The organism is Polymorphospora sp. NPDC051019 (assembly GCF_040683055.1).
GTDB classification, from domain to species: Bacteria; Actinomycetota; Actinomycetes; order Mycobacteriales; family Micromonosporaceae; genus Polymorphospora; species Polymorphospora lycopeni.
Window position 1 is genome coordinate 473102 of the sequence record NZ_JBFBCH010000002.1, and the last position, 18900, is coordinate 492001.

Genomic DNA, 18900 nt, shown 5'->3' on the forward strand with positions numbered 1-18900 from the left:
CCGGCTCGACCGGGCCGGCGTGGGCGGCTCGACCGGGCCGGCGTGGGCGGCTCGACCGGGCCGGCGTGGGCGACGGTGGTCCCGCCGACGCACAATGTGGGGATGCCGCTGCCGCTCCCCCGCCCCTCCGCCGTGTTCGACCTGACCAGGGCCGCCGTCGGCCAGGCGGTGGACACCGCCGGGACGCTGGCCGCCGTACCGGCCCGCGCGTTCGCCGTGCTCGACAGCGTCGAGGCGCTGGTCAACCGGATCAACCGGGTCGTCGACCGGGTCGAGACGGTCCTCGACCGGGCCGAGAGCGCGGTCGGTGCCGCCGAGCGGGCGGTCGGGCAGGTCGGCGAGATCACCGATGCCGCGAAACGGGCCGTCGGCAACGTCGACGAGATCACCACCGCCGCGAAGGCGGCCGTCGGTCAGGTCGACACGATCACCGACGCCGCGTCGGCCACGATCACCGAGGTGACCCGGATCGCCACCGCCGCCGGCACGGTGCTCGCCGACGTCGAGAAGGTCGCCGGCTCGGCCGGCGTCGTGGTCGGCGCGGCCGAGGCGGTCGCCGGCAAGGCCGCCGGGGTGGTCGGTCGGGTGGAGGGCACGGCGGGCAAGGCCGACGAGCTGCTCACGACGTACGCGCCGACGCTGCAGAAGGCCGCGCCGATGGCCGTCCGCTTCGTCGAGCAGCTGTCCCCGGAGGAGGTCGACGCGGCGATCCGGCTGGTCGACGAGCTGCCCCGGTTGACCGAACACCTCACTTCCGACGTGCTGCCGATCCTGGGCACCCTCGACCGGGTCGGCCCGGACATCCACGACCTGCTGGAGGTGACCCGCGACCTGAAGCTCGCCGTCGCCGGCATCCCCGGCCTGCGGATGCTGCGCCGGCGCGGCGAGGAGCGGCTGGCCGACGACAACGACTGACCGCGGGTCCCGCCCGGCCGGTCCGGCCGGGCGGGGCCGCCGTCACGCCGTGACGGTGCCCGGCCGGCGCAGGTCGTCGATCTCGACCACCTCGCGGCCGAGCGGCCAGAACGCCGCGGGCACCAGCTTGAAGTTCGCGATCCCGAACGGAATGCCGACGATCGACACGCACAGCCCGATCCCGGCGACGATGTGCATGAGCGCCAGCCACCAGCCGGCGAGCACCACCCACAGGATGTTGGCGATGCCCGACCCGACGCCGGCCCCCGGCTTGGGCACCAGGGTGCGGCCGAAGGGCCACAGCGAGTAGTAGGCCAGCCGCAGCGACGCCACCCCGAACGGGATGGTCACCACGAGCACGAAACAGATGAGCGCCGCGATGCCGTAGCCGATCGCGAGCACGATACCGCTGCCGAAGACGAGCCAGAGCAGGTTCAGGATGAAGCGGATCATGTACCAATGGTGCCCGATCGGGGCAACGGTGCCGGTTCGGCCCGGCACCCCCACCGGGCCGGTCAGCCGAAGAGGGCGTCGATGTCCGCGCGGTGCGGCAGCGAGACCGAGGCGCCGACCCGGCGTACGCACGCCGCCCCGGCCGCGCACGCCCAGCGGGTCGCCTCGACCAGGTCCCGTCCCTCGGCCCAGGCGACGGCGAGCGCCCCGGTGAAGGCGTCACCGGCGGCGGTCGAGTCCACCGCCCGCACCGGATACGCCGGGACGTGCGCGGCGGTGCCGTCGCGGTCGACGTACCAGGCGCCGGCGTCGCCGAGGGTCAGCACCGCGCGCGGCACGACCGACAGCAACGCCGCCGGCTCCTCGCGGCCCCGGCCGGTGAGCGCCTGCGCCTCGACCTCGTTGACCACCAGCAGGTCCACCGCGTCGAGCAACTCGGTGGGCAGGGTCCGGGCCGGCGCGGCGTTGAGCACCACCCGGGTGCCCGCCGCACGGGCGGCCAGCGCCGCCTCGGTCACCGTCTCGACCGGGATCTCCAGTTGGGCGATCATGATGTCGGCGTCCCGTACGATGTCCAACTCCGGCCCGGTCAGCGCGGTGAACGCACCGTTGGCGCCCGGGGTGACCACGATGGTGTTCTCGCCGGCGGCGTTCACCACCACCAGCGCGACACCGGACGCGCCGTAGACGACCCGCAACTGCGACACGTCGACACCGGCGCCGGCGATGCGGGCCTTCAGCGTGACGCCGAAGGAGTCGGAGCCGATCGCGCCGAGCATCACGCACGAGCCGCCGGCCCGGCTGACCGCGACCGCCTGGTTGGCCCCCTTGCCGCCGGACACCATCACGAAGTCGGTGCCGAGCACCGTCTCGCCCGGTCGGGGCAGCGACGGCGCCACCGCCACCAGGTCCATGTTGGCGCTGCCGACGACGGCGATCCGGACACGCTGCACGACCCACCTCCCGATCCGGCCGCCAGTCTATGGACCGGTGCGCCCGGCGGTGGCCGGGGCGCGGGCGGGCGTCCGGTCTGGCAGGCTTGCCAGGCATGGGACGGATGCCGATCGGGTTCTTGTACCGCTGCGAGAACGCGCCGGAGAACCTGCCGGCCTACGCGCGGCTGGTCGAACGCGCCGGATACGACGAGTTGTGGGTCGTCGAGGACTGCTTCTTCACCGGTGCGGTGTCGGCGGCGGCGGTCGCCCTCGCGTGCACCGAACGGCTTCGGGTCGGGATCGGCATCCTGCCGGCGGCGTTCCGCAACCCCGCCCTGGCCGCGATGGAACTGGCCAACCTCTGCCGGCTGTTCCCCGGCCGGGTGCTGCCCGGTTTCGGCCACGGCGTCGGCGGGTGGCTCGAACAGGTCGGGGCCGCCCACCCGTCGCCGCTTGCGGTGCTCGGCGAGACCGTCCAGGCCGTACGCGCGCTACTCGCCGGCGAGACGGTCACAGTGGATGGTCGGTACGCCCGGCTGACCGACGTGGCGCTGGAGTTCCCGCCGGCCCAGGTGCCGCCGCTGTCCCTCGGCGTACGCGCCGAACGGTCGATGCGGCTGTCCGGGCGGGTCGCCGACGGCACGATCCTGGCCGAGGGGGCGAGCCCGGCCTACATCGGCTGGGCCCGGGAGATGATCGACGAAGGCCGGCGGGAGGCGGGCCGCAGCGACGACCATCGGCTGACCGTCTACGTCGACTTCGAGTTCGACCCCGACCGGCGGACCGCCCGACGCGAGATCGCGATCCGGCTGGCCGGCGGGCGCCTGCAGCCCGGCGACGCCGAACTCGCCGACGAGCTGGCCGTCCTGACCGCCGCGACGTCCGATGTGGACGGGCTGGCGGCGGCGCTGCCGGAGGCGTGGGTGGACCGGTTCGCGATGGCCGGTACGGCCGAACAGTGCCTCGCGGCGTACGACCGGATCGGGGCGGCCGGGGCCGACGCGATCGTGCTCCGCCCGCCGACCGATCCGCAGCTCGCCGTCGCCCAGATCACCCTCGCCGCCGACGAACTGCTCCCCACCCTGCGCACCCGGTCCTGAGGGTCGTACCCCTGCCGCCGGGCGTGGGCCCGGGACAGACGGACGGGGCGGGACGGCCATGGCCGTCCCGCCCCGCCGCGGAACCGTCAGCTGGTCGGGAAGTTGTCCGGGGTACGGATGCGGTCGCGGATCCAGACACCGGCCGGCTTGAGCACCGCGGTGCCGGTGTACGAGCTGCCGTTGCAGGTGCCGGTGTTGAATACGGCGCCGCTGCGGAAGTCGTCGGAGAAGTTCCAGTTGACCCAACTGATCTTCTTCGTCGCCATCAGGTCGAGGTACTGCTGGGCACGGGTGAAGTCGTTCGCCCCGTCGCCGGAGGCGGTCTGGGTGCCGAACTCGGTGACGAAGATCGGCAGCCGGTCGGCGGCCCGGGACAGCGCGTTGAGGTACGTCGTGCCGTGCGACGCGGCGTAGAAGTGGAACGTGTACATGATGTTCGTCGCGTTGACCGGGTTGTTGATGATCTCGGTTTCCGACGAGCTCTCGGAGAGGCCGAGCGAGGACCAGGCACGGGTGCCGACCAGCACGACGCCGTCCGGGTCCTGGGCCCGGATGACCGGGATGATCTGCTCGGCGTAGCTCTTGATCGACGACCAGCTCACGCCGTTCGGCTCGTTGGCGATCTCGTACAGGATGTTGGTCTTGTCCTTGTGGCGCTGCGCGATCTCGGTGAAGAAGGTGCGGGCGCGGGCCAGGTTGTGGTTGGGGTCGCCCGGGGTGAGCATGTGCCAGTCGACGATGGCGTACATGCCGCGCGCGGTGGCCCGCTCGATGTAGTCGTGCACCCGGTCGGTGAACAGCCGCGGGTTGGTCTCGTAGCCACCCTCCTGGATGTACATGGAGATGCGCAGCACGTCGGCGTTCCAGTCGGTGGCGAGCGCGTCGAGCGAGGCGTTGTTGACGCACTGGGCGTACCACTGGATGCCGTGGGTGCTCATGCCGCGCAACTGGATCGGGCGGTTGTACCGGTTGCAGAGCTGCACGCCGCAGACCCGGAGCTGGCCGTTGATCGCGGCGGGGGTGCCCCCGGTCCCGGGACCGGACGCGGTGGTGACGTTGAGCGCGCCGGTCTGCGCGGAGGTGTTGCCGGCGGCGTCGCGGGCGCGCACCGAGAAGGCGTACGAGGTCGACGGGTTCAGGCCGCTGATCGTGGCGCTGGTGCCGGTGACGGTGGTGGCGATGGTGCCGCCGCGGTAGACGTCGTAGCCGGTCACGCCGACGTTGTCGGTCGACGCGTTCCAGGCCAGCGACACGCTCGACGAGGTGGTGCCGGTGGACCGCAGGTTGCCGGGCACGGTCGGGGCCTGGGTGTCGCCGCTCCCGCCGCCGGTGCAGGAGCCGCCGTTGACCGTGCAGTTGGCCGGGGTCCCGGTGCCGTTGACGATGAAGCCGAAGGTGGCGGTGGCACCGGCGGTCAGGGTGCCGTTCCAGGACCGGTTGGTGAAGCTGTGCCGGTTGCCGCTGCTGGTGAGCAGGGCGTCCCAGTAGCTGCCGAGGGTCGAGCCGGACGGCAGGTCGAAGTCGACCCGCCAGCTCGTGATCGTGCTGCTGGTGTCGTTACGGACGGTGAAGCGGGCCTCGTAGCCACTGCCCCAGTCCTGGACCTTGGCGAAGCTGGCGGTCGCGGCGTGTGCGCCGGGGGCGGCCACCAGGACGCCGGCGAGGGCGAGCGCGGCGGCGGAGACCCCGGCCGCAATCAAGCGCAGTCTGGACATTTCACTGCCTCTACTGTCGTGGGGGTGCTGCCGACACGCGTCGAAACAGAACTGTAAAGATGACTTACAGTCAGGTCAACCCATCGACAGTAATCCACACGGCGGTGGCAGCGGGATTCAGGCCGCCCGGGCGGTGAACCGGTCGCCGTGCCGGTCGACGGTCAGCGACACGCCGAACGTCTTGGACAACAGCTCACCGGTCAGCGTCCGGCCGATCAGCCCCTGCGCCACGATTTCGCCGTCACGCACGAGCAGGGCGTGGGTGAAGCCCGGCGGGATCTCCTCGACGTGGTGGGTGACCAGCACGATCGCCGGGGCGTCGGGGTCCATCGCCAGCTCACCCAGCCGGGCGACCAGGTCCTCCCGGCCGCCCAGGTCGAGTCCGGCCGCCGGCTCGTCGAGCAGCAGCAGCTCCGGGTCGGTCATCAGCGCCCGGGCCACCTGCACCCGCTTGCGCTCCCCCTCCGACAGGGTGCCGTAGTCCCGCTCGGCCAGCCCGGCGACCCCGAGCTGGGCGAGCAGCCCGCGGGCGCGGGCCTCGTCGGCCGGGTCGTAGCTCTCCCGGAACCGGCCCACCACCGACCACGCCGCGGTCACGACCACGTCGACGACCCGCTCCCGCGCCGGGATCCGCTCGGCGAGCGCCGCCGTCGACAGGCCGATCCGGGTACGCAGCTCGTTGACGTCGGTGCGGCCGATCCGTTCGCCGAGGATCCGGGCCGTGCCGGTGGTCGGGTGCAGCCGACCGGCGGCGAGGTTGAGCATGGTGGTCTTGCCGGCCCCGTTGGGCCCGAGCACCACCCACCGCTCGTCGAGTTCGACCTGCCACGTCACGTCGCGCAGCAGGTGGTTGCCGGATCGTTGCACGCCGACCCCGTCGAGGTCGATCACCAGGTCCTCGTCCGCCACGATGCCCATCCAACCACGCACCACCTCGACGTTCCCCGCCCCCCGCCCCCGCGATCTTGCACTCGTCGCCCGACATAAGCCGTGAAAGGGGGAGATAAGTGCAAGATCGCGGGGCGTGGGTGGGGCGCGTGGCGCGCCGGGTCAGACCCGGGTGATGCGGATCGCGTCGGCGATGACCAGACCGGTGCCGTTCGTCCAGCGGCTCACCGCGACCTTGTTGGCGTCACCGGCGGTCAGGGTGTAGGTGCCGAGCACCCGCCACTGGCCGCCGGTCAGCCGTTGGTTGACGTTGACCGTCTGGTTCCCGCCGGAGGTGACGATGACGTACGGGGTCGAGTTGTTGTATCCCGCGTCGGCCGGCCACCAGGCGTCGACCCGGTACGTCGCCGTCGCCGGGATGTTGAACTTGTACCAGGCCGAGTCGCTGGCCAGGACCGGGTCGGCGAACCGGTAGTTGGCGCCGTGCCGCTGACTGGAGTATGCCGACGAGCCCCAGTTGCCGCTGGCGGTGAACCGGCCCGCGGTGTCGTTGTCGACGGTGGACGTCCAGCTCGGCGGCGGGGTGGTGCCGCCACCGTTGACCAGCTCCATGAAGCGGGTCCAGTTCCAGTTCGGCCCCGGGTCGGTGTGCGTGGCACCCGGAACCTGGTTGTGCCCGAGGATGTACGAACGGGTCTTCGGGATGTTGTACCGGTTGGCCAGGTGCCGGGTGAGCGCGGCCGACGAGCGGTACATCGCGTCGGTGAACCACGAGGCGTTGTTGACGAAGCCCTCGTGCTCGATGCCGATCGACTGGGTGTTGTAGGTCCAGTTGCCGGCGTGCCAGGCGACGTCCTTGTCCCGTACGGACTGGGTGACCGCGCCGTCCGACGAGCGGATCGTGTAGTGGGCACTGACCCCGGCACCGGGGTTCTGGAACCAGCTCACGGTGCCGGCGTACGAGCCCTGCGCCACGTGGATGATCACGTAGCGGATGTCGTACGTCGACTCCCGGCTGGACACGGTGTAGTTGTTGCTGTGCGCGGGCGCCCAGGCGGCCGGGCCGTAGTCGGCGCTCAGCGTGCCGACGCCGGGGTCGGCGGCACCGACCGGGGCGACCGAGGCGAGCGCGCCGCGCTGCGGGGCGACCGGGCGGCCGGGGATCCGGAGCGCGCCGCCGGCGGCGAAGCCGGTGCCGAGCAGGTCGTAGACGGCGTCGGCGTAGAGGCGGGTGGTCGCCGGGGTGGAGCCGCCGCCGTAGCGGGCCACCACGCCGTACCAGCGGTCGACGTCGTCGCGCTGGGCGGCGGTCAGCCCGGCCGCGTCGGCGTACGACCGGAGCACGGCGGCGGCCCCGGTGATGTTGGCGGCGGTGTCGGTGCGCAGTTCGGTGGCGGGCAGCCTGGTGAGGGCGGCCGCCTCGTCGAGGGTACGGACGTTCGGGTTGCTGGTCAGGTGCATGACGCCGTAGCCGTTCGAGGCGCTCGGCTCACCGTTGTGCCCGTCGAGACGGGTCTCGGCGTAGCCGAGCGCCGCGAGCAGGTCGCGCGGCACGTCGTAGCGGTCGGCCGCGGCCTCGAAGGCGGCGGCGAGCGGATCGGCGGCGCCCGACCGGTCGGCCGGCGCGGCCTGGGCCGGTTGGGCGGACAGGCCGACGGCCAGGGCGAGGGCGCCGCCGCCGATCAGGCGGGCGGCTCGACGCAGGGGGTTTCGTACGGTCACCGTCACTCCTCCCGAAGTGATGGACGCCCCCGGTCGCCGGGGACGTCGGGTGACCGAACGGTATAGCCAGATATCCATCTATGTCGAGAGCTTGCAGTACTGTTTACTTTATTGAAGAATTCCTTCACATGACGGGATGTGGCGTGGGCACCGGCTCAGCCCACCGTCGACCCGAAGACCTCGTCCCGGACCGCGTCCAGCGCGGTGCGCAACGCGCCCTGGAGCACCGGCTCCTCGGTCAGCTCGGTCACCTGCACCCGGGGCGACACCAGCGTGATCGCGGCCACCTCGTGCTGCACCCGCTCGGCGAGCGCGCTCCCGCCGGCCTGACCGACCTCGCCGGTCAGCACGACCAGCGGCGGGTCGAGCACCACACAGGTGCCGGCCACGCCGAGGGCCAGCCGGCGGGCCAGCTCGTCGAGGAACGGGCCACCCTCGGTCCCGGCCGCGATCGCCGCGCGCACGGCCTCGGCGGCGGTGGCCGCCCGGAAGCCGTGCTCGCGGGCCACCGCCCGGATCGCGTCGGCGCCGGCGACCTGCTGGAAGGCGGGCTTGGCCCGGCGCGACACGTCGCGCGGGATGGGCGCGCCGGGCACCGGGAGATAGCCGATCTCGCCGGCCGCGCCGGTGCTGCCGTGGTGCATCCGCCCGTTGATCATGATGGCGAGACCGATACCGACGCCGGCCCAGACCAGCACGAAGTTGTCGACACCACGGGCCGCCCCGGTGTGCGCCTCGGCGACCGCCGCCAGGTTGACGTCGTTCTCGAACACGACCGGGATGCGCAGGTCCTCGCGCAGCGCGGCGAGCAGCCCGCGGTGCCAGCGCGGCAGGTTGAACGCGAACGTGATGTCGCCGGTGGCGGGGTCGACCAGACCGGGGGTGCCGAGCACCACCCGGCGCACGCTGGCGAGCTGGGCGTGCGCCTCGCCGGCCGCCTGGACGACCGCGTTGTGCACCACGCCGACCGGGTCGTCGGTGTCGCGGGTGGACTGCTCGACCCGGCCGATCACCCCGCCGGTGATGTCGGCGCAGGCGGCGACCACCCGGTCCGGGCCGACGTCGACGCCGACGACGTACGCGCTGCCCGGGGTGACCGCGTAGAGCTGGGCGTTGGGGCCGCGGCCGCCGGCCTGCTCGCCGACCCGGGTGACCAGGCCGCGCTCCTCCAGGCGTTCGACGAGCTGGGAGGCGGTGACCTTGGACAGGCCGGTCAGCTCGCCGAGCTGGGCGCGGGTGAGCGGGCCCCGGTCGAGCAGCAGTTCCAGGGCGGCGCGGTCGTTGAGCGCGCGGAGGAGGCGGGGTGTGCCGGGCAGACGGGTGGAAGCCATGGAGACGTCCTCTATATTTAGTAAAGTTTCTTATCGATAACTGGGCCTTACCGGTAGCCGTAGCGTAATCGCAGATCATGACAACGGCCGGCACCCACCGGCGACAGGATGACCCCTGCCGGCACGTGACGCGCACCGGCGGGGACAAGAGGGAGACCAGGTGACGATCGACCCAGGACTTCGGCGGCTCGTGCTGCGCACCCTGCTCGCGGCCTTCCCGGGGACCGCACCCCCGCGATGGGCGGTCGAACTGGTCGCCGACGGGCTCGCCGGGCACACCCTCTTCGGCCGCAACGTCGTCGACCCCGCCCAGGTCGCCGCGACCACCGCCGCGCTGCGCCAGGCCCGCCCCGACGTCGTCGTCGCCATCGACGAGGAGGGCGGCGACGTCACCCGGCTCGCGCACGCCACCGGCAGCCCGTACCCGGGCAACGCCGCCCTCGGCGCGGTCGGCGACGTCGGCCTCACCCGGCGCGTCTACCAGGCCATCGGCACCGAACTCGCGGCCGCCGGCGTCACCCTCAACCTCGCGCCGACCGTCGACGTCAACTCACACGACGACAACCCGATCATCGGCACCCGCTCGTTCGGCGCCGACCCGGTCCGGGTCGCCGCCCACGCCGCCGCCGCGGTCACCGGGCTCCAGGCCGCCGGGGTCGCCGCCTGCGCGAAGCACTTTCCCGGCCACGGCGCCACGGTCGCCGACTCGCACCACGAACTGCCGACCGTCGACGTACCGCTGTCCGTGCTGCGGGCCCGCGACCTGCCGCCCTTCGCGGCGGTCATCGCCGCCGACGCCAAGGCCGTCATGACCGCACACATCCGGGTGCCGGCCCTGACCGGTCCCGCGCCGGCCACCTTCACCAGCGCCGTACTGGTCGACCTGCTCCGCCACGAATACGGCTTCACCGGCGCGGTCGTCACCGACGCCCTGGAGATGAAGGGGGCCGCGCTCGCCGCCGGTGGCGTCGCCCCGGCGGCCGTACGCGCCCTGGCGGCCGGCGCCGACCTGCTCTGCATCGGCGCCGACATCGACGAGCCGGCCCTGGTCGAAGAGGTGGTGGCGCACGTCGTCGCGGCCCTCGGCGACGGCCGGCTCGACCTCGCCCGGGTCGAGCAGGCCGCCGGCCGCGCCGCCGAACTCGCCGCCTGGACCCGGGCCGCCGCGCCGGACGAGACCGTGGCGACCGACCTCGGGTACGCCGCCGCCCGGCGCGCGGTCCGCGTCGAGGGCACCCTCACCGACCTCGGTACGCCCCTCGTGGTGCAGCTCGTGTCGTCGTCGACGATCGCCGAGGGGCGGGTGCCGTGGGGCCTCGGCCCGCACGTCGGCGGCGCCGAGCAACTGCGCGTGGTGGCCACCGAGACCGACGTACCCGACCTGGTGGAACGGGCCGGCGGCCGGCCGATCGTGCTGGTCGGGCGGCACGTGCACCGGCTGGCCGAGGCGCCGGCGCTGGTCGAGGCGCTGGCCGCCGCCCACCCGGTGGTCCTGGTCGAGATGGGCTGGCCGTCGCCCTGGCGGCCGGCGGGCGTACGCGCCTTCGTGACGACGTACGGCGCCAGCCACGCCAACGGCCGCGCGGCGGCGGAAACCCTCGGCCTGGCCGGCTGACCGGTCACGCTCCGGCGGCGCCGCACCCGACCCCGGGTGCGGCGCCGTTCCGGGTGAGCGGCGTCTCGCTTGAACGCGTTCAAAAGCAGTCGTACGCTCAGGGCGACCAAAACTTGAACACGTTCGAGAAAGGGGTCGACGGTGGACCTGAAGGTCTGGATGTACCTGAGCTACCTCGTGATCAGCATCGGGTTGGTCGTCTGGGTGGCCGGCGTGCTGTCGCGCAACGGGCTCGTCTTCCTCGTCGAGGTCTTCGACGACAGCAAGCTGGCAAAGGCGATCAACAGCCTGCTCGTGGTCGGCTTCTACCTGCTCAACCTCGGCTTCGCCATGTTCAACCTGCGCTACGGCGGCCGGATCACCTCGATGGCCCACGCGATGGAGGAACTGTCGCTGAAGATCGGCCTGATGCTCCTGGTACTGGGCATCCTGCACTTCTTCAACGTCTTCGCCCTCAACCGCTACCGGCGCGGGCGGCTGCGGCAACAGGCCCCCCGGCCGCCGGTGCCGCCCGCCGGCCGGCTCGCCATGGCCGGCCCGTACGCCGGTGGCCCGGTCGGGTTCCCGCCGGGCCGGCCGCCCGTACCGCCGCAGCATCCCGGCGCCGCCCGCCCCGGCGCGTCGCCCGAGGCCGCTCCCCCGGCCGGGCCGCCCATGCCGCCGCACCAGCCGCCGGCGCAGCCGTGACCGGTGCCCGGCCCGGCGATCCCACCGCACACGGGGGCGGTGGGATCGCCGGGTTCACCGTCCTCTACGACGGGCAGTGCCCGGTCTGCCGTACGGCGCGCGCCTGGCTGGCGGCGCGCGACCAGCTCGTACCGCTGTCGTTCGTGCCGGCCGGGTCGCCCCAGGCCCGGCTGCTGTTCCCCGACCTCGACCACGCCGCGACGCTGCGGGACATCACCGTGATCGCCGACACCGGCGAGGTGTACGTCGGCGACGGTGCCTGGCTGGCCTGCCTGTGGGCGCTCGCCGACTACCGGGCACTGGCCGACCGGCTCGCCCGGCCGGACCTGCTGCCGGTGGCGAGGCGGGTCGTGAAGACCGCGTCGGCGCTGCGGGAACGCTACCGGGAGCCGTACTACGGTGGTGACGATGAGCGAAGCGAGTGTGCCGACGACCGCTGCGGCTGAGCCGGCGACCGCCAAGGGCGAGCAGACCCGCCGGCTCATCCTCGACACCGCGATGCGACTCTTCCGCGAGCGCGGCTACACCCAGACGACGATGCGCGCGATCGCGAAGGAGGCGGGCGTCGCGGTCGGCAACGCCTACTACTACTTCGGTTCGAAGGAACACCTGATCCAGGAGTTCTACGCCGGCACGCAGGTCGAACACCGGGCCGCGGCGACACCCGTGCTGCGCCGCGAGTCGGACTTCGCGGCCCGGCTGCGCGGGGTGCTGCACGCCGGCATCGACGCGAACGCGCCCTACCACGCGTTCGCGGCGACGTTCTTCAAGACGGCCGCCGAGCCGACCTCGCCGCTGAGCCCGTTCTCGACCGAGTCGTCGGGGGCACGGGAGGCGTCGATCGCACTGTTCCGCGAGGTGGTCGAGGGGTCGACGGCGAAGGTGGACCCGGAACTGCGCGCCGACCTGCCGGAGTTGCTGTGGCTGGCGTACATGGGGGTGGTCCTCTACTGGGTGCACGACCGGTCGCCGGAGCAGGCCAAGACCCGGCGGTTGATCGACGGGGCCACCCCGTTGATCGACCGGCTGGTCGGCCTGTCCCGGCTGCGGGTGCTGCGCCCCGTGACCCGCGAGGTCATGCAGCTGATCCGCAGCCTGCGCCAGTAGTCACGGGACGAGGACGACCTTGCCCCGGGTCAGGCCGGCCTCGGCGGCGCGGTGCACGGCGGCCAGGTCGGCCAGCGGGCGGAACGCGGCGACGTCGACCCGGACCACGCCGGCGTCGACCAGCTTCACCAACTCGGCGAGCTGGGCCGGGTCGTTGCGCGCGACGAACCGGCTCGCCGTCACCGGTACGCCCGCGGGCACCTCGACCCCGACGGTGATGCTGACCAGCACGCCGCCCGGCCGGACCAGCGGCAGCAGGGCCGCCACCTGTTCCGGACCGGCCGCGACCAGGTTGAGCACGGCGTCGACCGGCCCGGGGAGCGCGTCGTCGAGTGGCGTGGTGGTGTAGTCGACGACCCGGTCGGCGCCGAGTCGGCGTACGGCGTCGGCGCTGCGCGGGCCGGCGGTGGCGACGACCCGTGCTCCGGCGTACCGGGCGAGTTGGACGGCGAACCCGCCGACACCGCCGCCCCCGCCGTTGACGAGCACCCACTGCCCGGGCGCGACGCGGGCGTGCTCGAACACCGCCTGCCACGCGGTGAGACCGGCGACCGGGATGGCCGCGGCGTCGGCGAGCGGGACGGCGGCGGGCGCCCGGACGAGACGGTCGGCCGTGGCCGTCACGTACTCGGCCGCGGCTCCGCCGCTGTCGACCCGGCCGACGACCCGGTCACCCACGGCGAAGGTGGACCCGCCGTCGCCGACCGCGACGACCGTGCCGGCGACGTCCCAGCCGAGCGTGTACGGCAGGTCCAGCGGGAAGACGGAGCTGAGCAGGCCGGACCGCAGTCCGATCTCGGACGGGTTGGACGAGGTCCCCGCGACGCGGATCAGCACCTCGTCGTGGCCCGGCACCGGGCGGGGGACGATGTCCTGGCGGATGACCGACACGTCGCCGTACCCGTGGATTCGCATGGCTCGCATGTCTCCGAACCTATGAACGACGGCGGTACCGGACCATGCGTACGGCTCCTCGGTCCATACCCGATCGTCTCGCGTCGGATACTGGCCGGGATGGACGTGCTCAGCGACGTGCTCGCGGTGCTGCGGACCGGCCGGCCACGGGCCGCGCTGGTGACCTGGCCCGCACCGTGGGCGCAACGGTTCGCCGCCGTACCCGGTTCGGCCGGCTTCCAGATGGTCCTGGCGGGACCGTGCTGGCTGATCCGGCCGGACACCGACCCGGTGTCGCTGGCCGTCGGTGACGTGGTGTTCCGTCCGCACGGGCCGGGGCACGTGCTGGCCGACAGCCCGTCGGCCCCGGTCACCGGACCGGACTGCGATCCGGACTCCGTCGGGCGTTACACCACCGTCGACCCGCCCGCCGGAAGCGGCGTGCCGGCCACCGTCACGCTCTGCGGCGCCTACGAGCTCGAACCGGCCCGTACCCATCCCCTGCTGCACGACCTGCCCGAACTCGTCCACCTTCCGGCGCACCTCGACCGGTATCCCGTGCTGCGGGCGACCGTGGAACTGCTCACCACCGAGCTGCGACAGCCCCGGCCCGGCACCGACGCCATCGTTCCCGCCCTGCTCGACACCCTGCTGCTCCACATCCTGCGGGCGTGGTTGGAGGAGCGGTCGACATCCGGCCCCGCCACCGGCTGGCCGGTGGCCCTCGCCGACCGGGCGGTCGGCGCCGCGCTGCGGGCGATGCACCGGGACCCGGCCCGCTCCTGGACGGTCGCGACCCTGGCCGCCGAGGCGGGGCTGTCCCGGGCGGCGTTCGCCCGCCGTTTCACGGCACTCGTCGGCCAGCCGCCGCTGGGCTACCTGACGTGGTGGCGGATGACCCTCGCGGCCCGCCGGCTCCGCGGGTCCGACGCGCCGCTGAGTTCGATCGCGGCCCGGGTCGGCTACGCCTCGGAGTTCGCGTTCGCCCATGCGTTCAAGCGCCGGTTCGGCGTCGCTCCCGGCAGATATCGACACTCTGAGTAATCAAAGTAGGACCAAGCGCCGACCAGTTCCCCTCCCGATGTAAGCCGCAAATGCGAGCCAAGTTGGCCGAACGGCCAATTCGGACGCGCCACCCTTGGCGTCCTAGAGAACGCTACGTAGCGTTACCGGCAGCCGCGCCGGTGCGGCACTTCGCCACGCCCGCCACCTGCGCAAAGGCACACAAATGCTGCGGTTCTTCCTGATCTCATCCGTCATCTTCAGCGCACTGCTACTACTCTCGGTAGTCGCTGCGTTTGGCTACGGATTCGCCCGGCCAGACCGTGCCGCGCACCGGCGCCGCCCACCGGCCTACCCCCGGTACGGCCCGGTCCGCGCCGATCAGGTGGCCATCATGATCGCCTGCCGTAACGGTGCGTCAACGATCGCGTCGGCCGTCGCGGCCGCCCGGGCCACCGGCGTCCCCGTCTACGTCGTCTCCGACGCATCGACCGACGACACCGCCCGGATCGCCGGCGAGGCCGGCGCCCACGTCCTCACCCTCCCCGTCAACGTCGGCAAGCCCGCCGCACTGCACGCCGGGTACGTACGGTTCGGGCTCGGCACCAGGTTCCGCGCGGTCGCGATCCTCGACGACGACGTGCTCGTCGACGCCGGCTTCGTCAGCGCCGCCCTGGCCCACCTGGAGGACCAGACCGCCATCGTCGTCGGCCACAACGTGACCTGGTGGCCGAAGGAGCGCCGGTGGAACCCGTGGCTGGCCAAGCGGGCCTACAGCTACTGGAGCTACCAGGTGCTCACCCGCCGGATCCAGAGCCACTTCAACGTCATGAACTGCATCTCCGGCAGCAACTCGCTCTACCGCACCGAACTGCTCGACGCCGTCCTGCCGCAGCGGCCGCCGTACATCGTGGACGACACGTACTGGGTGCTGGAGACGCACCGGCGGCGCCTCGGCCGGGTCGTCTACGCTCCGCGCGCCGTGGCCCACCTGCAGGATCCGACCAGCATGCGGGACTGGTACCGGCAGAACCTGCGCTGGATGTGGGGCACCTTCCAGGGCGTCATCGGCCACCGGGTCGGCCGCCGGGCCACCCGCTTCGACTACGCGTACGTGCTGCTGATGCTGCACTGGGCGCTGTACGTCGTCGGCGCGCCGCTGACCGTGTGGGTGCTGGCCACCGCCGGCCTCGGCGTCGGCACCGGACTACTTCTCCTCCTGGCCGGCCAGTCGGTCTGGCTGCTGCTGGCCGCCTGGCGGCTGCGCCGGCCCCGGCTGGTCCTCTTCCTGCCCCTGATCACCCTGACCGACCTGCTCTACCGGGTCGTCATGGTGCACGCGCTGGTGAAGGCCATCCGCCAGCCGACCGTCGACCGCTGCGTGTGGGCGTCGCCCGCCCGTATCGGCACCCCGCAACCCACCCGAGTATGAGGAGTACGGCATGTCAGCCAACCAGGAACTGCCCCTGACCGGCGCTTCGGCGGCCGCCGTGGGCGTGCTCGGCGCGATCACGCTGGCGGTCGGCGCGCTGCTGGTGACCGTGGCCCAGTGGGGCGCGAAGGCCCGCCGCCGGATCGGCTGAGCAGGCCCGCCCCGGCGCCCGGTGCCCGGCCCCGGGGCCGGCCCCGGCCATGATCCCCGTGATCAGGGGAAATGCGGCCCGCCGCGCCGACGACACGCGGGGCGTACTCCCTGATCACGGGGATCATGAGGGGCGGGTCGGGTGGAAGCGGCGCAGGCGGAGGCTGTTGGTCACCACGAAGACCGACGACAACGCCATCGCGGCACCGGCGACCATGGGGCTGAGCACCCCGGCGGCGGCCAGCGGGATCGCCGCCACGTTGTAGGCGAACGCCCAGAACAGATTGCTCTTGATCACCCGCAGCGTGTGCCGGGACATCCGGATCGCGTCGACCGCCGCCGTCAGGTCGCCCCGGACGAGGGTCAGGTCGCTGGCCTCGATCGCCACGTCGGTGCCGCTGCCCATCGCCAGTCCGAGGTCGGCCTGGGCGAGGGCGGCCGCGTCGTTGACCCCGTCGCCGACCATCGCCACCGCCGCACCCCGCTCCTGGAGCCGGCGTACGACGTCGACCTTGCCGGCCGGCATGACCCCGGCGAACACCTCGTCGATCCCGACCTCGTCGGCGACGGCCCGGGCCGCAGCGGCGTTGTCGCCGGTGAGCAGCACCGGGGTCAGGCCGAGCCCGCGCAGCGCGGTGACCGCCTGGCGGCTGGTCGGCCGGACCGTGTCGGCGACCACCAGCAGGCCACGGACCCGCTGGTCCCAGCCGACGGTGACCACCGTGCGGCCGACCGACTCGGCCTCGGCCGCCGCGGCGGCGAGCGCTCCGAGCAGCTCGCCGGCGAAGGCGGCCCGGCCGGCGACGACCTCGTGCCCCTCGACGGTGCCGCGTACGCCGAGTCCCTCGACGGCGGCGAACCCGGTGACCGGCGGCAGCGGCCCGGGTACGGCGGCCGCCACGGCCCGGCCGATCGGGTGTTCGGAGGCGGCCTCGACCGCGGCGGCGAGCCGCCGGACGCGCTCCGGGTCCTCGCCGTCGGCGGCGACGGTGTCGACCAGGGTCATCCGCCCGGCGGTGACAGTGCCGGTCTTGTCGAGCACGACGGTGTCGACGCGGCGGGTCGACTCCAGCGCCTCCGGTCCCTTGATCAGGATGCCGAGCTGGGCGGCCCGGCCGGTGCCGACCAGCAGCGCGGTCGGGGTGGCCAGGCCGAGGGCGCACGGGCAGGCGATGATCAGCACGGCGACCGCGGCGGTGAACGCCGTGACGGTTCCGGCGCCGGTACCCAGCCAGTAGCCGAGCGTCCCGGCGGCCAGCGCGATGACCACGGGTACGAAGACTCCGCTGATCCGGTCGGCGAGCCGCTGCACCCGCGCCTTTCCGCTCTGCGCCTGCTCGACCAGCCGGGCCATCTGGGCGAGCTGGGTGTCGCCGCCGACCCGGTTGGCGGTGACCAGCAGCCGGCCGCCGGCGTTCACGGTGCCGCCGACCACCTGGTCGCCGGGGCCGACCTCGACCGGCACCGACTCGCCGGTGACCATGCTCAGGTCGACGGCGGAGGTGCCGTCGTCGACCACGCCGTCGGTGGCGATCTTCTCGCCGGGCCGTACGACGAAGGTGTCGCCGACCGCGAGTTCGGCGATCGGGACGCGGGTCTCGACGCCGCCCCGCAGCAGCGCGACGTCCTTGGCGCCGAGGTCGAGCAGGGCGCGCAGCGCGGCGCCGGCCCGACGCTTGGCGCGCGCCTCGAAATAGCGGCCGGCGAGGATGAACATGGTCACCCCGGCGGCCGTCTCCAGGTAGATGGTGCCGTCACCGGCACCGCGCGGCACGGTCCACTCGAAGCCGTGGGCCATGCCGGGATGGCCGGCGGTGCCGAGGAACAGCGCCCAGAGCGACCAGCCGAAGGCGGCGAGGGTGCCGAGCGAGACGAGGGTGTCCATGGTCGCCGCGCCGTGCCGCAGGTTGGTCCAGGCGGCCCGGTGGAACGGCAGGCCGGCCCAGAGCACGACCGGGGCGGCGAGGGTGAGCGAGAGCCACTGCCAGTTGGTGAACTGCAGCGGCGGGACCATGGCCAGGGCGATCACCGGTACGGCGAGCACGACCGAGACCAGCAGCCGGTCGCGCAGCAGGCGCGGCTCGACATCCTGGGCGGTCTCGGCGCCGTCGCCGTCGGCCGGGGCGGCGGGCGGGGCCGGCAGCGCGGCGGTGTAGCCGGTCTGCTCGACGACCGCGATGAGGTCGGCGGGGGTGACCGGCGGCGCGGCGGTGACGGTGGCCTTCTCGGTGGCGTAGTTGACGGTCGCGGTGACGCCGTCGATCCGGTTGAGCTTCCTCTCGATCCTGGACGCACAGGACGCGCAGGTCATCCCGCCGATGGTGAGCTCGATCAGGTTGGTGGCCACCCCGCTCCTCCCGCCGGCCCGGTTCTCCGCTCCACCGAGCCTACCCCTACCCCCCAGCGGTATAGGACGGGCCGTTTGGGTCACCGGGGGCGGGGTACCCCACCGGCTGCCGTGGGCACGGTTCAGCAGACGCGAACGGGGAGTGGTCCTGATGTCCTACGCCAGCTCGATACTCGGAAGCCACCCGGGGGAGTTCGGCGGGCTCGACCGGGCCCTGCTCAACACGGCCGTCGACGCCTCCGTCGCCTGCGCCCAGGCGTGCACCGCCTGCGCCGACGCCTGCCTCAGCGAGGAACAGGTCGCCGCGCTGACCGTCTGCATCCGGATCAACCTCGACTGCGCCGACCTGTGCGAGACGACCAGCCGGGTGCTGTCCCGGCACACCGGCTACGACCGCAACGTGACCCGCGCCATGCTGGTCGCCTGCGTCGCGGCGTGCCGGAGCTGCGCCGAGGAGTGCGACCGGCACGCGGCCATGCACGAACACTGCCGGGTCTGCGCCGAAGCCTGCCGCCGCTGCGAGCGGGCCTGCCAGGAACTGCTGGACGGGCTCACCTGACCCCACGGACACCTGACCCCCACGGACACCGATGCCGCCGCCCGATCC

Annotated in this window: 18 protein-coding genes; 10 read left to right on the forward strand and 8 right to left on the reverse strand. The window is 73.2% G+C overall.

The genetic code is table 11. From position 1 onward, the window contains the following. Nucleotides 1–102: 102 nt before the first annotated feature. A complete protein-coding gene (locus AB0M79_RS06265) occupies nucleotides 103–915 on the forward strand; it encodes a hypothetical protein (RefSeq protein WP_364208388.1) in 813 nt (270 codons plus the stop codon). A gap of 42 nt (nucleotides 916–957) precedes the next feature. On the opposite strand, the gene AB0M79_RS06270 is transcribed toward AB0M79_RS06265, so the two are convergent. Both AB0M79_RS06270 and AB0M79_RS06275 read right to left on the reverse strand, forming a co-directional pair. Continuing rightward, nucleotides 958–1368, reverse strand: coding sequence for a YccF domain-containing protein (locus tag AB0M79_RS06270; RefSeq protein WP_357532785.1), 411 nt, complete (start codon nucleotides 1366–1368; stop codon nucleotides 958–960). A gap of 62 nt (nucleotides 1369–1430) precedes the next feature. After that, a complete protein-coding gene (locus tag AB0M79_RS06275; protein ID WP_364208391.1) occupies nucleotides 1431–2321 on the reverse strand; it encodes a ribokinase in 891 nt (296 codons plus the stop codon). Between the two features lie 95 nt (nucleotides 2322–2416). Here AB0M79_RS06275 and AB0M79_RS06280 point away from each other — a divergent pair, with 95 nt between their 5' ends. Next, nucleotides 2417–3403, forward strand: coding sequence for an LLM class flavin-dependent oxidoreductase (locus AB0M79_RS06280; RefSeq protein WP_364208394.1), 987 nt, complete (start codon nucleotides 2417–2419; stop codon nucleotides 3401–3403). 86 nt (nucleotides 3404–3489) lie between these two features. On the opposite strand, the gene AB0M79_RS06285 is transcribed toward AB0M79_RS06280, so the two are convergent. The 4 genes from AB0M79_RS06285 to AB0M79_RS06300 form a co-directional block, all read right to left on the reverse strand. After that, nucleotides 3490–5118 carry a cellulase family glycosylhydrolase gene (locus tag AB0M79_RS06285; protein WP_364208397.1) on the reverse strand — a complete coding sequence of 543 codons (1629 nt, stop codon included), beginning with the start codon at nucleotides 5116–5118 and terminating at the stop codon, nucleotides 3490–3492. Between the two features lie 117 nt (nucleotides 5119–5235). Then, complete coding sequence (locus AB0M79_RS06290) at nucleotides 5236–6036, reverse strand: ABC transporter ATP-binding protein (RefSeq protein ID WP_364208400.1); 801 nt, start codon at nucleotides 6034–6036, stop codon at nucleotides 5236–5238. Between the two features lie 132 nt (nucleotides 6037–6168). Then, on the reverse strand, nucleotides 6169–7728 hold the full coding sequence (locus tag AB0M79_RS06295) for an N-acetylmuramoyl-L-alanine amidase (RefSeq protein ID WP_364208403.1): 1560 nt from the start codon (nucleotides 7726–7728) through the stop codon (nucleotides 6169–6171). 155 nt (nucleotides 7729–7883) lie between these two features. After that, entirely contained in the window at nucleotides 7884–9059 is a 1176-nt protein-coding gene (locus AB0M79_RS06300; RefSeq protein WP_357532795.1) for an ROK family transcriptional regulator, read from the reverse strand. A gap of 160 nt (nucleotides 9060–9219) precedes the next feature. Between AB0M79_RS06300 and AB0M79_RS06305 the strand changes: the two genes are divergently transcribed. The 4 genes from AB0M79_RS06305 (at nucleotide 9220) to AB0M79_RS06320 (ending at nucleotide 12468) form a co-directional block, all read left to right on the forward strand. Further along, the gene (locus AB0M79_RS06305) at nucleotides 9220–10674 is read left to right on the forward strand and encodes a glycoside hydrolase family 3 N-terminal domain-containing protein (protein WP_364208406.1); all 1455 of its coding nucleotides are present in this window, start codon (nucleotides 9220–9222) and stop codon (nucleotides 10672–10674) included. 141 nt (nucleotides 10675–10815) lie between these two features. Beyond that, nucleotides 10816–11361 (forward strand): hypothetical protein, encoded by a 546-nt coding sequence (locus tag AB0M79_RS06310; protein ID WP_364208409.1) that lies wholly within the window; start codon nucleotides 10816–10818, stop codon nucleotides 11359–11361. Then, nucleotides 11358–11807 carry a DUF393 domain-containing protein gene (locus tag AB0M79_RS06315; protein WP_364208412.1) on the forward strand — a complete coding sequence of 150 codons (450 nt, stop codon included), beginning with the start codon at nucleotides 11358–11360 and terminating at the stop codon, nucleotides 11805–11807. The genes AB0M79_RS06310 and AB0M79_RS06315 overlap by 4 nt, the downstream gene beginning before the upstream one ends. After that, a complete protein-coding gene (locus tag AB0M79_RS06320; RefSeq protein WP_364208415.1) occupies nucleotides 11770–12468 on the forward strand; it encodes a TetR family transcriptional regulator in 699 nt (232 codons plus the stop codon). The genes AB0M79_RS06315 and AB0M79_RS06320 overlap by 38 nt, the downstream gene beginning before the upstream one ends. On the opposite strand, the gene AB0M79_RS06325 is transcribed toward AB0M79_RS06320, so the two are convergent. Continuing rightward, nucleotides 12469–13392: an NADP-dependent oxidoreductase gene (locus AB0M79_RS06325; RefSeq protein ID WP_364208418.1), complete on the reverse strand. Its 924-nt coding sequence runs from the start codon at nucleotides 13390–13392 to the stop codon at nucleotides 12469–12471. A gap of 90 nt (nucleotides 13393–13482) precedes the next feature. Between AB0M79_RS06325 and AB0M79_RS06330 the strand changes: the two genes are divergently transcribed. The 3 genes from AB0M79_RS06330 to AB0M79_RS06340 all read left to right on the forward strand — a co-directional run bounded on the left by AB0M79_RS06330 (nucleotide 13483) and on the right by AB0M79_RS06340 (nucleotide 15947). Next, nucleotides 13483–14406, forward strand: a complete 924-nt coding sequence (locus tag AB0M79_RS06330) for an AraC family transcriptional regulator (RefSeq protein WP_364208420.1) — start codon at nucleotides 13483–13485, stop codon at nucleotides 14404–14406. A 352-nt stretch (nucleotides 14407–14758) separates the two neighbouring features. Beyond that, nucleotides 14759–15796 (forward strand): glycosyltransferase family 2 protein, encoded by a 1038-nt coding sequence (locus tag AB0M79_RS06335; protein ID WP_364208423.1) that lies wholly within the window; start codon nucleotides 14759–14761, stop codon nucleotides 15794–15796. A 10-nt stretch (nucleotides 15797–15806) separates the two neighbouring features. After that, nucleotides 15807–15947, forward strand: a complete 141-nt coding sequence (locus tag AB0M79_RS06340) for a hypothetical protein (RefSeq protein ID WP_364208426.1) — start codon at nucleotides 15807–15809, stop codon at nucleotides 15945–15947. Nucleotides 15948–16070: 123 nt separating this feature from the next. Here the strand turns inward: AB0M79_RS06340 and AB0M79_RS06345 are convergent, their stop codons facing one another. Continuing rightward, the gene (locus AB0M79_RS06345; RefSeq protein ID WP_364208429.1) at nucleotides 16071–18293 is read right to left on the reverse strand and encodes a heavy metal translocating P-type ATPase; all 2223 of its coding nucleotides are present in this window, start codon (nucleotides 18291–18293) and stop codon (nucleotides 16071–16073) included. A 151-nt stretch (nucleotides 18294–18444) separates the two neighbouring features. On the opposite strand from AB0M79_RS06345, the gene AB0M79_RS06350 reads away from it, so the two are divergent. Continuing rightward, nucleotides 18445–18852, forward strand: a complete 408-nt coding sequence (locus AB0M79_RS06350) for a four-helix bundle copper-binding protein (protein WP_364208432.1) — start codon at nucleotides 18445–18447, stop codon at nucleotides 18850–18852. The last annotated feature ends 48 nt before the right edge of the window (nucleotides 18853–18900 follow it).

Coding starts and splice junctions, on each gene's coding strand:
- AB0M79_RS06265 (WP_364208388.1), top strand. CDS start 103: ATGCCGCTGCCGCTCCCCCGCCCCTCCGCCGTGTTCGACCTGACCAGG.
- AB0M79_RS06270 (WP_357532785.1), bottom strand. CDS start 1,368: ATGATCCGCTTCATCCTGAACCTGCTCTGGCTCGTCTTCGGCAGCGGT.
- AB0M79_RS06280 (WP_364208394.1), top strand. CDS start 2,417: ATGGGACGGATGCCGATCGGGTTCTTGTACCGCTGCGAGAACGCGCCG.
- AB0M79_RS06285 (WP_364208397.1), bottom strand. CDS start 5,118: ATGTCCAGACTGCGCTTGATTGCGGCCGGGGTCTCCGCCGCCGCGCTC.
- AB0M79_RS06290 (WP_364208400.1), bottom strand. CDS start 6,036: ATGGGCATCGTGGCGGACGAGGACCTGGTGATCGACCTCGACGGGGTC.
- AB0M79_RS06300 (WP_357532795.1), bottom strand. CDS start 9,059: ATGGCTTCCACCCGTCTGCCCGGCACACCCCGCCTCCTCCGCGCGCTC.
- AB0M79_RS06320 (WP_364208415.1), top strand. CDS start 11,770: ATGAGCGAAGCGAGTGTGCCGACGACCGCTGCGGCTGAGCCGGCGACC.
- AB0M79_RS06325 (WP_364208418.1), bottom strand. CDS start 13,392: ATGCGAGCCATGCGAATCCACGGGTACGGCGACGTGTCGGTCATCCGC.
- AB0M79_RS06330 (WP_364208420.1), top strand. CDS start 13,483: ATGGACGTGCTCAGCGACGTGCTCGCGGTGCTGCGGACCGGCCGGCCA.
- AB0M79_RS06335 (WP_364208423.1), top strand. CDS start 14,759: ATGATCGCCTGCCGTAACGGTGCGTCAACGATCGCGTCGGCCGTCGCG.
- AB0M79_RS06340 (WP_364208426.1), top strand. CDS start 15,807: ATGTCAGCCAACCAGGAACTGCCCCTGACCGGCGCTTCGGCGGCCGCC.
- AB0M79_RS06350 (WP_364208432.1), top strand. CDS start 18,445: ATGTCCTACGCCAGCTCGATACTCGGAAGCCACCCGGGGGAGTTCGGC.